14 protein-coding genes are annotated in these 12,888 nt (G+C 72.7%); 6 read left to right on the top strand and 8 right to left on the bottom strand.

The window, feature by feature from the left end; genetic code table 11:
- Positions 1-12 precede the first annotated feature (12 nt).
- From ACIHFD_RS28690 to ACIHFD_RS28665, 6 genes are read right to left on the bottom strand one after another with little or no spacing between them, the layout of a single operon-like run.
- Entirely contained in the window at positions 13-1,053 is a 1,041-nt protein-coding gene (locus tag ACIHFD_RS28690; protein WP_397369492.1) for an aldose 1-epimerase family protein, read from the bottom strand.
- A complete protein-coding gene (locus tag ACIHFD_RS28685) occupies positions 1,050-1,748 on the bottom strand; it encodes an SDR family oxidoreductase (RefSeq protein ID WP_363966678.1) in 699 nt (232 codons plus the stop codon). Before ACIHFD_RS28685 ends, ACIHFD_RS28690 begins: the two co-directional genes overlap by 4 nt.
- Positions 1,745-2,761 (bottom strand): hypothetical protein, encoded by a 1,017-nt coding sequence (locus ACIHFD_RS28680; RefSeq protein ID WP_397369491.1) that lies wholly within the window; start codon positions 2,759-2,761, stop codon positions 1,745-1,747. The genes ACIHFD_RS28685 and ACIHFD_RS28680 overlap by 4 nt, the downstream gene beginning before the upstream one ends.
- The gene (locus tag ACIHFD_RS28675; protein ID WP_397369490.1) at positions 2,749-3,939 is read right to left on the bottom strand and encodes a CaiB/BaiF CoA transferase family protein; all 1,191 of its coding nucleotides are present in this window, start codon (positions 3,937-3,939) and stop codon (positions 2,749-2,751) included. Before ACIHFD_RS28675 ends, ACIHFD_RS28680 begins: the two co-directional genes overlap by 13 nt.
- Positions 3,939-4,703: an enoyl-CoA hydratase/isomerase family protein gene (locus ACIHFD_RS28670; RefSeq protein ID WP_350733780.1), complete on the bottom strand. Its 765-nt coding sequence runs from the start codon at positions 4,701-4,703 to the stop codon at positions 3,939-3,941. The genes ACIHFD_RS28675 and ACIHFD_RS28670 overlap by 1 nt, the downstream gene beginning before the upstream one ends.
- A gap of 26 nt (positions 4,704-4,729) precedes the next feature.
- On the bottom strand, positions 4,730-5,440 hold the full coding sequence (locus ACIHFD_RS28665; RefSeq protein ID WP_397369489.1) for a FadR/GntR family transcriptional regulator: 711 nt from the start codon (positions 5,438-5,440) through the stop codon (positions 4,730-4,732).
- 83 nt (positions 5,441-5,523) lie between these two features.
- On the opposite strand from ACIHFD_RS28665, the gene ACIHFD_RS28660 reads away from it, so the two are divergent.
- The 6 genes from ACIHFD_RS28660 to ACIHFD_RS28635 all read left to right on the top strand — a co-directional run bounded on the left by ACIHFD_RS28660 (position 5,524) and on the right by ACIHFD_RS28635 (position 10,321).
- A complete protein-coding gene (locus ACIHFD_RS28660) occupies positions 5,524-6,171 on the top strand; it encodes an aspartate/glutamate racemase family protein (protein WP_397369488.1) in 648 nt (215 codons plus the stop codon).
- The gene (locus ACIHFD_RS28655; protein ID WP_397369486.1) at positions 6,168-7,415 is read left to right on the top strand and encodes a RuBisCO large subunit C-terminal-like domain-containing protein; all 1,248 of its coding nucleotides are present in this window, start codon (positions 6,168-6,170) and stop codon (positions 7,413-7,415) included. Before ACIHFD_RS28660 ends, ACIHFD_RS28655 begins: the two co-directional genes overlap by 4 nt.
- Before the next feature lie 22 nt (positions 7,416-7,437).
- Positions 7,438-8,700, top strand: coding sequence for a four-carbon acid sugar kinase family protein (locus tag ACIHFD_RS28650; RefSeq protein ID WP_397369485.1), 1,263 nt, complete (start codon positions 7,438-7,440; stop codon positions 8,698-8,700).
- 33 nt (positions 8,701-8,733) lie between these two features.
- The gene (locus ACIHFD_RS28645; RefSeq protein WP_350733771.1) at positions 8,734-8,994 is read left to right on the top strand and encodes a type II toxin-antitoxin system VapB family antitoxin; all 261 of its coding nucleotides are present in this window, start codon (positions 8,734-8,736) and stop codon (positions 8,992-8,994) included.
- Positions 8,991-9,383 carry a type II toxin-antitoxin system VapC family toxin gene (locus tag ACIHFD_RS28640; protein WP_355201028.1) on the top strand — a complete coding sequence of 131 codons (393 nt, stop codon included), beginning with the start codon at positions 8,991-8,993 and terminating at the stop codon, positions 9,381-9,383. The genes ACIHFD_RS28645 and ACIHFD_RS28640 overlap by 4 nt, the downstream gene beginning before the upstream one ends.
- A gap of 185 nt (positions 9,384-9,568) precedes the next feature.
- The gene (locus ACIHFD_RS28635; RefSeq protein WP_397369484.1) at positions 9,569-10,321 is read left to right on the top strand and encodes an SDR family NAD(P)-dependent oxidoreductase; all 753 of its coding nucleotides are present in this window, start codon (positions 9,569-9,571) and stop codon (positions 10,319-10,321) included.
- Positions 10,322-10,332: 11 nt separating this feature from the next.
- Here the strand turns inward: ACIHFD_RS28635 and ACIHFD_RS28630 are convergent, their stop codons facing one another.
- Together ACIHFD_RS28630 and ACIHFD_RS28625 are read right to left on the bottom strand one after the other, a co-directional pair.
- Entirely contained in the window at positions 10,333-11,919 is a 1,587-nt protein-coding gene (locus ACIHFD_RS28630) for an FAD-dependent oxidoreductase (protein WP_397369483.1), read from the bottom strand.
- Positions 11,920-12,132: 213 nt separating this feature from the next.
- On the bottom strand, positions 12,133-12,888 hold the full coding sequence (locus tag ACIHFD_RS28625; RefSeq protein ID WP_397369482.1) for a class I SAM-dependent methyltransferase: 756 nt from the start codon (positions 12,886-12,888) through the stop codon (positions 12,133-12,135).

Here is a 12,888-nt window from a genome sequence, read left to right as displayed (position 1 = left end):
GTGCTGGCTGCACTAGGAGACGCGGAAGGTCGTCTGATACGTCCGCGACTCCTGCGGGCCCAGCCAGATCATGCTGCCGTCCTCCCGCGCCGCCGCGTCGCCCGACACGTGGTGGGTGGACGGCTCCAGGCCGACCGCGTAGTTGCCCGAGCGCAGGTTCAGCCACTCGAAGAAGTACGGGAACTCCTCCGCCCGCCACTCCACGGTGACCTTCATCCCGAGCCGGTCGTTGGCCACCGCCACCCGGTGCAGCCCGTCCGCGCCGGGGTTGAGCGCGTGCTCGTACACCTGCTCCACGAACCCCGGCACCGGCCCCGGGAAGGTCACGTGGTCGGCCTTCTGCTCGGCCACGCTGTCGCTCTGCCAGAGCGTCTCGCGGATGTCGGCCTCCAGCCGGGCACCCTCGTCGAGCAGCGGCCAGCCCAGGTTGATGTGATAGAGGAACATATGCGGCGCCGGCTCGAACCCGGCGTTGGTGACGGTGTCGACGAGCCTGATCTCGTCGCCGCCCAGATCGGCCTCGATGCGGCGGACCAGGCGCAGGTTCTCGGCGAACACCGCGGCCTGGCGCACCTCGCCCTCGGCCCACAGCACGCAGCGGTCGCCGTCCCAGCGCTCGCCGTACCCGGTGAGCCGGGCCGGGAGGTTGCCGGCGCGGCCGTGCAGCCCGTGCCGCACCGACTGCCGGGGCGGGTAGCGGTAGGTGCCGGCGGGCACCTCGCCCCCGAACAGCGTGTGGTCGAGCCCGGCCGTGACGATGAGCCCGGAGAACGAGCGCAGCCAGGACAGCCCGTCCTCGTCGGCGTTCTCGTGCAGCCCGGGGTGGCGGAAGCCGGTGGGGGAACGCCAGCCGAACGAGCGCCCGGCGTGCTCGGCGTGCCCGATGTCCATGCACCTGTCCACCAGCACGTCGAACGCCAGCCCCGAGCCGGTGCGGAACTCCAGCGTCCTGATGCCCCGCTCGACCCCGTCCCCGAGCGTCACCAGCCGGACCCCGCCGGCCGCGCTCAGGTCCCCGGTCAGCTCGGCCAGCCGCCTGCGGTCCGGCGTCATGCCATCACCCACCCTCCGTTGACTTCGATGGTCTGGCCCGTGACGAACGACGCGTCCGGGCCCGCGAGGAACGACACCACAGCCGCCAGCTCGTCGGGCGTCCCGCGCCGCTGGAGCGACTGCCGCTCCAGGACGAACCGGTTGTACGCCTCGGGGTCCTCGTGGATCTCCTCGGCCGCCGTCGGGAACGCGCCCGGCGAGACGCAGTTGACCCGGATCTCCCGCGGTCCCAGCTCGCGGGCCAGCGCCCTGGTCAGCGCCGCCGCCGCGCCCTTGGTGGCCACGTACGCGGCCAGGTCGGACCAGCCGCCGTGCATGGTGATCGAGGCGATGTTGACGATCGCGCCGCCCGAGGTCATCTGCCCGGCCGCGTGCTGGGCGGCCAGCCAGTAGGCCCGCTGGTTGACCGCGTGCACGTCCTCGTACTCGGCGAGCGGCACCTCCAGGAACGGCCTGGCGGGGTAGATCGCCGCGTTGTTGACCAGGATGCCGACCGGGCCGAGCCGCGCTGCCGTCTCGGCGAACGCGGACTCGATCGCGGCCGGGTCGCGCAGGTCCACCTTCAGGTTGAGCGCGCCTTCGAGGGAGCCGGCGTCGAGGTCGAGGGCCGCCACCTGGTGGCCGTCGGCGGCCAGCCGGCGGACGATCGCCCTGCCGAGCGCCCCGGCGGCGCCTGTCACGAGCGCCGTGGTCATGTCTGCCTCCATTCCTTGTGCAGGTCCCTGAGCAGGTCGCGGGGCCGGACGCGGGCGAGCAGCCCGTCGCGGACCAGCGCGGACGACCGCTCCTGCAGGGCGATGTAGCCGGGCAAGCGCGGCCTGATCCAGGCGGCCTCCAGGGTGGCGAGCGTGGGGTCGCCCCGCCAGGCGGAGTGGGCCGCGGGCTGCCCGCCGGTGGCCGGGAACAGCTTCGTCTGCACGGGCTCCGACACCAGGCGGCGCAGGTGGGCGCGGACGGCCTCGCGGATCGAGCCGATGCGCCGCCTGGAGACCACGAGCCCGGTGCCGCCGAGCACGCTCCCGGGCGGCTCGCCCGGCCAGGCGGGGGCGTCCGAGAAGGTCAGCGGGTAGGTCACGTAGCCGTACAGAAGGGGGCAGAAGTCGACCCCACCGGCCGTCATGGTGTCGAGCACGCCGATCGGGTTGAGCAGCGACACGTCGCGGTCGGCCCGCGCGAGCAGCTCCGACATGAGCTCCAGCGCCCGCTCCCCGGCCGCCTCGTCGAGGAAGTCACCCGAGCACAGCGCGCAGAACATGAGGAACGCGTGCGGCCCGCCCAGGCACAGCGCCATCCGCGCGTCCCGCGCGAACTCCGCCATCTCCGGCCACGTCCTCGGCACCTCGACGCCGGGCCCGGCCGCGCTCACCTGGGTGGCCGCGTCGAGCGGCAGCGCCCACTGGCGGCCCTCCAGGTGGTAGCTCTCGTAGCTCCTGCCGACGGACCGCGTCTCCACCGGCTCGTCGAACAGCTCGTCCATCGGCACCAGCGCGTCCATGGCCGCGCCCAGCCCGGGGTGGTCGATCACGAGCACGTCGTACGTCTCGCACAGCTTCGCGATCGGCTCCGACTCGAACCCCTCCAAGGGCTGCCGGTCCCACTCGATCGGCTCCGGCACGTCCCCGTAGGGGTTGTCCCCGGCCAGGTCGAGCCGGGTCAGCTCGTCCAGCGGCGCGTACCCCCGGGGATGGTCCCAGGTCAGTCCTCGCATGCCAGCACGCCCTCCGCCACCAGCTCGGCCGTGCGCTCCGGCGGGTAGCCGAGCTCCTCCAGCAGCTCCCTCGTGTGCTCGCCGACCAGCGGCGCGCCCCGGCGCACCCGCGGCGGGGTGGCGCTGAAGCCGTAGGGGAAGCCGGGCGTGGTGACCGTGCCCTCGGTGCGGTGCTCGTACGTGACGAACGAGCCGTTGTGCTTGACCTGCGGGTCCGCCACCAGCTCCGCGTAGCCGTACACCGGGCCCGCCCACAGGTCGTAGCGAGCGCAGATCTCCAGCCACTCGGCCGTCGTCCGCTCCGGCAGCCGCCCGGCGACCATCGCGGTGATCTCGTCGCGCCTGGTGTGACCGTCGGCGTCGCCGTCCATGGCGGCCAGCTCCGGCAGGTCGAGCGCGACCGCGAGCGCGTCCAGCCTGGGCATCCCGAGCGCGAGGTAGCCGTCCTTGGTGGCGAACACCCCGTACGGCGCGCGGATGTAGGTGTGGCCGTGCGGCTCGTGCCCGCGCCGCTGCGGCACGCCGCCGACCGTGAAGATCGACAGCTCCTGCATCTGCACGGCGACGGCCGCGTCCAGCATGTTGACGCTCACCCGCTGGCCCTCGCCGGTCCGCTCGCGGTGCAGCAGCGCGGCCAGCGCGCCCTCGAAGGCGCTGTAGGCGGTGATGGCGTCGATGGCGTACGTGCCGGCGGGCGCGGGCGGGTCGCCGTCGCGCCCGGTGCTCAGCATGGCGCCGCTCATGGCCTGCAGGAGCAGGTCCTGGCCGGGTCTCGACACGTACGGGCCCGTCTCGCCGTACCCGGACATGGAGACGTACACGATGCCCGGGTTGATGGCGCGGATCGTGTCGTAGTCCATGCCGAGCCGCTCGGCCACGCCGGCGCGGTAGTTCTGCAGGAACACGTCCGCCGTCGCGGCGAGCTTGTGCACGATGGCGCGGCCCTCGTCGGACTTGAGATTGACGGCGAGGCTGCGCTTGTTGCGGTTGAGGGACAGGAACGAGGCGTTCACCTGGTTCCCCGTCGCCCCGCCCGCCGGGGCGTGCCGCTGCCACTCGCCGGCCACCGGCTCCACCTTGACCACGTCTGCGCCCAGGTCGCCCAGCCGCATGGCGGCCAGCGGGCCCGCCATGGCGATGGACAGGTCGACCACGCGGTAGCCGTCCAGGACGCCCATCAGCGCCCCTCGAAGACGGGCTCGCGGCGCTCGGCGAAGGCGGCCCGGCCCTCGGCCGCGTCCTCCGTGGCGAAGCAGACGGTCTGCAGGTCGCGCTCGTACTGGATGGCCTGGTCGAGCGGCATCGAGTAGGCCGCCTTGAGGTTGGCCTTGGCGGTCTGCGCGGCGATCGGCGGCCGCCTGGCGATCGTCGCGGCCAGTTCGAGAGCCGCCGGCACCAGCTTCTCCTGCGGGAACACGTCGGTGACCAGCCCCCAGCTCTGAGCACGAGCGGCGTCTATGGGGTCGCCGGTGAGCAGCATCGTGGCGGCGTTGCCGGGCCCGACGGAGTGGGCCAGCAGCGCCGACTGGCCGCTGCCGCCGATCCAGCCGAGCTTGATCTCCGGCGCGGCGAACGTCGCCGTCTCGGCCGCCAGGCGGATGTCGCAGGCCATGGCCAGCTCCAGGCCGCCGCCGTAGGCGTAGCCGTTGACGGCCGCGATGATCGGCTTGCGCAGCGCGCGGACCGCGTCGCCGTAGTCGCCGCGGTTGCGGAACTCCCACGGCGTGGCGTACTCGTCCAGCTCGCGGATGTCGCTGCCGACGCAGAACGAGCGCTCGCCCGCGCCCGTGAGCACCGCGACCCGGATGGCGGGGTCGGCGTCCACCCGGCCCAGGCAGGCACGCAGCGCGGCGGCCATGTCAGGGGTGATCGCGTTGAGCTTGGCGGGTCTGTTGAGGGTGACGACGGCCACGGGGCCGTCCACGTCGATGAGGACGTCCAAAGTCAGCTCTTTCTTGCTGGAGATAGCTAGCAGCAGAGGCGTACGTGCTGCTCGGCGTCGGCGCGGGCGACCTCGACCACCTCGCGCATGGCCTCCTCGGCCTTGCGGTGGTGCCGTCGCCTGATCGCCAGCGCCACGCGCTCGTGGCCGGGCAGCGTTTCCTTGTTGTGCGCGACCGAACGGGTGTGCACCTGCCGTACGGAGCGCAGGGCGATGCTGATCATGTCGTAGATGTAGAGCAGCAGGTCGTTGTCCGCCGCGGCGAACACCGCCTTGTGGAAGGCCAGGTCGGCCTCGATGAAGGGTTCGGGGTCGTCGGCTGTGGCGTACAGCGCGGCCAGGGCCTCGTCGATGCGCCGCACCGCGACCGCGTCCGCCCGCTCGGCCGCCACCCTGGCGGCGCCCGGCTCCAGCGCGACCCGCAGGTCGGCCAGCATCTGGATGTCCCGGGGGCGCGGCTCGGGCTCGAACCGCCAGCTCAGGACGTCGGGGTCGAGCAGGTTCCAGGACTCGCGGGGGCGCACCCTGGTGCCCGCGCTCCGCCTGGTCTCCAGCAGGCCCTTGCCGGCCAGGACCTTCACGCCCTCCCGGACCGCGGAGCGGCCGATGCCCAGCTCGCCCACCAGGTCCTCCTCGATGGGGATGGACGTGCCGGGAGCGAGCTCGCCCGTGACGATGCGGGGGCCGAGGGTCTGGACCACCTGGGCGTGCCTGTCCCGCTTGGGATCGATTGCCACGCTCCGGACGCTACCGCTCCCGCCTGATTTTTCATAGCATTTCATCCGATGAAGATGACATTTCATCGGATGAAGTGAGGCTCATGACGAAGAGGCTGGGACTGATCCACACCTCCGCGACCCTGGTCGACGTGTTCGCCAAGCTGTGCGCCGAGCACCTGCCGGGAGTCGAGACCTTCAACATCGTCGACGACAGCCTGATCAAGAACACCATCGCCGCCGGTCATCTCACCCCGCGGACCGCCCGTCGCGTGGCCGGCCACATCGGCTCCGCGGAGGCGGCCGGGGCCGACCACATCCTGGTGACGTGCTCGTCGATCGGCGCCGCCGTGGAGGCCGCCGAGCCGCTGACGGGCGTGCCGGTGACCAGGGTGGACCGGCCGATGGCCGACCGCGCCGTCGCCCTCGGCCGCCGGATCGGCGTGCTCGCCACCCTGTCCACCACCCTCGAACCCACCGCCGACCTGGTACGCCGCCGCGCGGCCGCCTCGGACAAGGAGGTCTCGCTGACGGCCAGGGTGTGCGAGGGGGCGTTCGAGGCGCTGATGGGCGGGGACGCCGCCACGCACGACGCGCGGGTGGCCGATGCGCTGGCCGCGCTGGCCGCGGAGGTGGACGTGATCGTGCTGGCCCAGGCGTCGATGGCCCGCGTGGCCGGTACGGTCGAGGCCCCGGTCCCGATCCTCGCCAGCCCGCCGCTCGCCATGGAGCACCTGGCGGCCGTGCTGTGAGCGGCGAGCTCACGGTCGCGACGTACCGGGTGCTCACCCGCCTCCCGCTGGAGCAGGCCGTGAGCGCGATCGCGGGGGAGCAGAGCACCGGCACCTTCGTCAGCGTGCGCGGCGAGACCGACGAGTTACGCGCCCGCCACAGCGCCGTGGTGCTGTCCATCACGGAGACCCCGCCCGGCTCCGAGCCCCTGCCGGGCGCGATCGGGGACGGGCCCCTGACGGCGGCCCTGGTCAGGATCGGCTTCCCGCTGGCGAACACCGGTCCCTCGCTCACGAACCTGCTCCCGGTGGTCGCGGGCAACCTCTACGAGCTGCGCGAGCTGGCCGGGCTCAAGCTGGTGGACCTGGAGCTGCCCGACGCCTTCGGGTCGGCGTACCTGCCGGCGGGGTTCGCCGTCGAGGGCACCCGGCGGCTGGTCGCCCGTCCCGAAGGCGTGCTGATCGGCACCATCGTCAAGCCGAACGTCGGGCTGCGCCCCGCCGACTACGTGAAGCTCGTGCGCGAGCTCGGCCTGGCCGGCGCCGACTTCATCAAGGACGACGAGGTGAACGCCGACTGCCCGCCCGCCCCGCTCCCCGAGCGGATCCGCGCGGTGACGGCCGCCCTCGACGAGGTGGAGCGGCGGACCGGGCGGCGGCCGATGTACGCGTTCAACATCAGCGACGAGCCCGACCGGATGCTGCGCAACCACGACCTGGTGGTGGCCGCCGGCGGCACCTGCGTGATGGTCAACCTCAACGTCGTCGGTTTCCCGGCCGTCGCCATGCTGCGCCGGCACGCCAGGGTGCCGATCCACGGCCACGTCACCGGCATCGGGGCGCTGGCCCGCCACCCGGGGCTCGGGATGGGGCACGTGGCGTACCAGAAGCTGGCCCGGCTGGCCGGGGTCGACCAGCTGCACTGCGGCGGGTTCCACAGCAAGTTCTATGTCACGGACGATGAGGTCGCCGCCACGGTGGCGGCGGTCCGGGAGCCGCTGCTCGGCGGCTTCCCCTGCCTGCCGGTGCTGTCGTCCGCCCAGTGGGCCGGCACCGCGCCCGTCGCCCTGGATCGTACGGGGACCACCGACCTGCTGGTGCTGGCCGGGGGCGGCGTGCTCGGCCACCCGGACGGTCCGGCCGCGGGGATCACCAGCATGCGCCAGGCCTGGGCGGCCTCCGTGGCGGGCGTGCCGCTGGACGAGGTGGACGAGCCGGAGCTGCGCGCGGCGCTGACGTACTTCGGCGGGGTGATCCGGAAGTGAGGCTGAAAGGGGTGAGGCGGACGTGACGTCGTTCGCCTTCGTCGCGGACGACTTCACGGGGGCGACCGACGCGTTGTGGCAGTTCAGGCGGTTGGGGTTGACCGGCTCCCTGGTCACCGACGCCGGCCGCCTGCACGACGCGTACGACGTCATCGGGATCGCCACCACCGCCCGGGCTTCCGCGGACCCGGTGCCGGTGGTGCTGCCCGTGCTCAAGGCCGTGGCGGCGCTGCGGCCGCTGGTCATCCAGTACAAGGTCTGCTCGACGTTCGACTCCTCGCCCGCGCACGGGAGCATCGGGGCGGTCATCGCGGCCCTCCACCGCGAAGGGCTGGCGCGGGGCCCGGTCCCGGTGCTCGCCGCCCAGCCGGAGCTGGGGCGTTACACGTGGTTCGCGAACCACTTCGTACGCTCGGGCGCCGAGGTCCACCGGCTCGACCGCTACCCGCCGATGCGCGACCACCCGGTCACCCCCGCCTCGGAGTCGGACCTCCGGATCCGCCTGGCCGAGCAGGGCGCGGGGCGGGTCGGCTGGCTGCCCGCGTCACCCGCGCCGTCGGAGGAGGCGTACCGGGCGCTGGGGGAGGACGCGGCCTTCGTGGCGGACGCCCAGACCGAGGAGCACGTCCGCGCGCTCGGCCGCCTCCTGCTCGCCGACGCGGGAAGCCGGGACGGGCCGCTGTACTGCGTCGGCTCCGGCGGCCTGAGCCACGCCCTCGCCTCCGCCCACGTGGCGGCGGCCGGTGCGGGGCGGCGGCGGGAGCCCGAGCCGCTCGGCCCCGCCACCCCCGTGCTGGTCGTGTCGGGCAGCCGCTCTCCGATCACCGCCCGTCAGATCGACGCGGCCGAGCGGGCGGGGTGGCGCGTGCTGGACGCCTTCAGCGGGCTTCGAGGCGCGACAGGCTCCTTCGCGGGGCTCCTCGCCGAGGTGGCGGAGAGCCTGGGGGAGGGGCGCCACACGATCGTCCAGTCGACCCGCGGCCCGGCCCGGGACCCGGCGGCTATCGGGGACCTCCTCGGGCGGATCGCCTCGGTGGCCGTCCGCGCCGGGCTGGTCGGGCGGCTGGTGGTGGCGGGCGGCGACACCTCGGGCCAGGTCGTGGCCGCGCTCGGCGCCCGCTCCCTGGACGTGGTCGCCGCGCTGGCCCCTGGCGCCCCGGTATGCGTGCTGAACTCGGACGATCCTGCATACGACGGGCTCGAAGTGGCGCTGAAGGGCGGCCAGGTGGGCGGTGACGACTACTTCCTGGCCGTCGCAGCTGAAGGCCCAGGGGAGAAAGGGTAGAATCTGAGTAAGGACAGGGTAGAAGGAGGCGTCGTGAGCTTGAACATCAAAAATCCCGAGGCCGAACGGCTGGCAGCGGAGATCGGCGCGCTCACGGGAGAGAGCAAGACCGCCGCCGTCATCTCCGCCCTGCGCGAGCGGCGCGAGCGTCTGCTTGCCAAGCGTCTGGAGGAAGAAGACGCCACGATGGCGGAAGAACTGCTCGCGCTCGCCGCGAAGATCCGCTCGAGATTGGGTGATGCGGACCTGTCCACCGACTTCCTGTATGACTCCGAGACGGGGCTCCCCGCGTGATCATTGACACCAGCGCGATCGTCGCGATCCTCAAGGGAGAGCCGGATGCCGCCGCCTTTACTGAAGCAATCCGAGATGCCGTGTTGCGCCGCATGTCGGCCGCGACGTATCTGGAGGTAGCCGCCGTGGTCGAGCGTACGCGCGATCCGGCCGCTTCCCGACTCCTGGACGATTTCCTGAGCAGGATGAAGGTCGAAATCATGCCTGTCACAGTGCAGCAGGCACGCATCGCCCGCCGGGCTTACTGGGACTATGGCAGGGGGAGTGGGCACAAAGCTGGGCTGAATTACGGCGACTGCTTCTCCTACGCGCTGGCAAGAGATTGTCATGAGCCACTGCTCTTCAAGGGCGACGACTTCGTTCACACCGACGTCACACCGGTGCTGTGACGACTGCGTGCTCCACGCCGCCGCCCTGACATACCTCGCGTACGACCTACGGAGTACGGACCGCGCCCTGGCACACGCCCACGGGCGCAGCGGGAAACGCCCCTCGCGCCTGATGTACCGAGCTCCCTGCACAGGGCAACGTTGACTCGCAAGGGAACCCGCGAGTTGGCGAGGGAGTGGAAGTCATGATGTATCCGGATCTGCAGGGCAAGGTAGCGCTGGTCACCGGCGGCTCCGGGGGGATCGGGCGGGAGACCGCCCGGGTGCTGGCCGAGCAGGGCATGCGGGTCGTCGTGAACGGGCGCGACCCCGCCGCGATCGAGGCGGCCGTGAAGAGCATCGGCGGCGGGGCGCTCGGCGTCGCCGCCGACACCACCGACTTCGCCGCCGTCGAGGAGATGCGGGTGGAGGTCGAGCGCAGGATCGGACCCGTGGACGTGCTGGCGATCTTCGCCGGTGGCGGGACCGGGATCCCGCGGCCGATCGACCAGACGAGCGAGGAGGACTGGCACGCCACCCTGCACGCCAACCTCACCTCGACGTTCCTGGTGATCAAGGGTTTCCTGCCGCGCATGAGAGAGCGGCGCAGCGGGTCCATCATCACGATGTCGTCGCTGGCGGCCCGTACCGCGACCTCCGCCTCCGTGGCCTACACGGTGGCCAAGGCCGGGATCATCGCGCTGACCAGGCAACTGGCGCACGAGCTCGGCCCCACCGGCATCCGGGTCAACTCGATCGCGCCTTCGACGATCATGACGGACCGGCTGGCGGAGCGCATGCCGCAGGAGTACCAGGAGCGCATGCTGGCCGAGCACCCGCTCGGGCGGCTCGGCACCCCGCTCGACGTCGCGAACGTGACGGCCTTCCTCGCCTCCGACGCCTCGTCCTGGCTCACCGGGCTCACGATCGACGTCGCGGGCGGCAAGTGGATGCCGTGATCATGCCGTGCCTATGCCGGGGGTGGCGCGGACAGGATGGCGGTGAGCGCCGCGAGCAGTTCCGCGGCGGGATCCGCGGCCGGTCCTGGGCTTCGCCAGGCCACGAACCCGTCCGGCCGCACCAGCACCGCCCCTCTCGGCCCGAGGCCGTGCCGAGCCGCCGCGCCGTCGGTCTCCAGCCGCCGGGCGGTCACCGGCATGGGCAGCTTCCCCGCCGCCGTCACCCAGTCCTGGCCGTCGTGGCCGCTCAGCAGGACGAAACGGTCACCGTACAGGTCGATAGTGGATCCCTCGCCGGAGCCGGCGAGCGGGAGGTGCGGAGCCCTGGTGCCGGGCTCTCCGCACAGGCCGGAGACCTCCACCGGCGCGGTCACTCCGCTCGCGCCGCCGATCACCGCCGTCGACCGGTAGCGGTGCCCCATCATCACGGTCGAGCGGTCCACCGGCACCTCATCGGTCGCGGGTAGCCGTTCCAGGCGGGACCGGTAGCGCGCGAGCGCCTGCCGCAGGGCGAACTCCGCGACCGGGCGGCGCTCGTCCGCGTACGTGTCGAGCAGCCGCTCCCCGGCGTGACCATGGACGACGGCGGCCAGCTTCCAGGCCAGGTTGTGCGCGTCCTCCACGCCCACGACACCGCCGAATCCCCCGGTCGGCGGCATCAGGTGCGCCGCGTCGCCGATCAGGAACACCCGCCCCTTCCGGTAGGCGGCCGCCACGGCCGCGCCGACCTCGAAGCGCAGGACGGTCCTGGCGGTGCCGGGTATCTGCGGCCGGAGCGTCACCCGTGCCTCCGGCAGGCCGGCGGCGGCGCGTACCAGCTCGACGCATTCGTCCTCGTCCGGCTCTGCGCCGTCCGGATCGTCCGTGGTGCCGAAGACCCACCGCTGACCGGTCCGGTCCAGCGCCATCAGGTACGTCCGCGGCCGGGGCCGTTCGAGGAAGGCCATGTGCACGGTACGCCCGGCCAGCGCGGGACGGAGGTCGGCCTCGACCATGAGCGTCAGCAGGCGGAAGAAGTCGACCGGCCCTTCCATCGGGATGCCGAGCCCGTCCCGGATCGAGCTGCGCCCGCCGTCGGCCGCGACGACATATCGGGCCAGGAGCCGATGCCCGGTGCCGTCGAGATCGCGCAGGTGCGCCTCCACCCCGTCCTCGTGCTGGGTGAGGCCGCGTACCTCGGTGCCGAACCTGATCCGCGCGCCGAGCTCACGCGCCCGGGTCCGCAGCAGATCCTCCACCCGGTTCTGATCGATGGGGGTGCCCGAGCAGGGGCTGAAGGCGGCGGTTCGCGCGGCGTCGTCCTGCTGGTCCACGGGGAGGTGCCGGGCGCCGGCCAGCGTCTCCGCGCGGATGGCCACGTATTCCGCGGAGCTCGCGAAATCTACCCGGTTCTCCCGGATCCGGGACTCCAGACCGACCTGCCGGTAGATCTCCATGAGGCGCGGGACCAGGCTGCGCTGCCTGGGGTGGCTCAGCAGGTCGGGGTGGCGCTCGACGAGCGTGCACCGTACGCCGTGCCGGGCCAGGAACAGCGCGCAGGACAGCCCGGTCAGGCCGCCCCCGACGACCAGCACCTCGGTGTCGTGGGACTGGAGCATCGGATGACCCCCGTTCGTGTCGTTGCCCGGGCCAGGCCGTGGCCTGATCGCGCAGGATCAGGCCACGGTGTGAGTGATCAGTACCAGTACCGCATGGCGCACCTCCTTGACTCGCCGCTGCCGTCCGCCGAGGTCCGGCGGACGGTTCCGAGGCCCGAACGGCGCCCGGCAACCTGGCAGGTGGCCGCGGGACGTCCACGGTGGGCCTCGAGCTCAGAGCCGGGCGATCAGCGTGCCCTTGTCGTCGAGCGGGGTCACCTCGTCGGCGACGGCCGAGCCGCCCACGGCGGTCAGGCCGGCCGCGCGCAGGTCGGCGAGCACGTCGGCGGGCCGATGGAGGTGGTAGTCGCATTCCACGGTCTCGGTGGCCACCAGGGTGTCGCGATGGTAGGTGCGGTAGACGCGCCGCACTCCGGCCAGGTCGGGGCCGAGCGGCCGGACGGCCGACGACAGGGTGTAGCGGCACTCTCCCTGGTGCGCGCCGCGCATCTCACGCTCGGGATGGTCGGGTACGGCCTCGTCCGTCAGCATGTCCATGACCAGCACGCCACCCGGCGCGAGGTGCTCGGCCAGGCCGGCGAAGAGCGGCCGGCGCGCCTGCGGCGGCACGTCCTGCAGCACGGCGGCCAGGTAGACGTAGTCGAAGCGCCGGTCGAGAGGGAAGTCCGGCGCGGCGCCGGCGAGCACGGTCACCCGGTCCCGCAGGTCCGGCCGCGCGGCCAGCTTGGTCATGAGCACCGCCCGCATCCCGGGGGAGGGCTCCAGGCAGTGCACGCTCGCCGCGCGCCCGGCCACCGCCAGGGTCATCCGGCCGGTACCCGGGCCGATCTCCAGCGCGTGCCCGCCGGGCGGGGCCAGGTCGGCGAAGAAGGAGACCAGCGCGGCTGATCGCGGGCCCACGTGCAGGTGGTCCCAATGCGCTGCCACCACTCCGTACGGGTCGGCGGTGGATGAAACGGTGAGCGCCAC

It is taken from the genome of Nonomuraea sp. NPDC051941 (assembly GCF_044593615.1).
The sequence above is the reverse complement of the archived record's forward strand: the minus strand, read 5'-3'. Positions and strand labels throughout refer to the sequence as shown.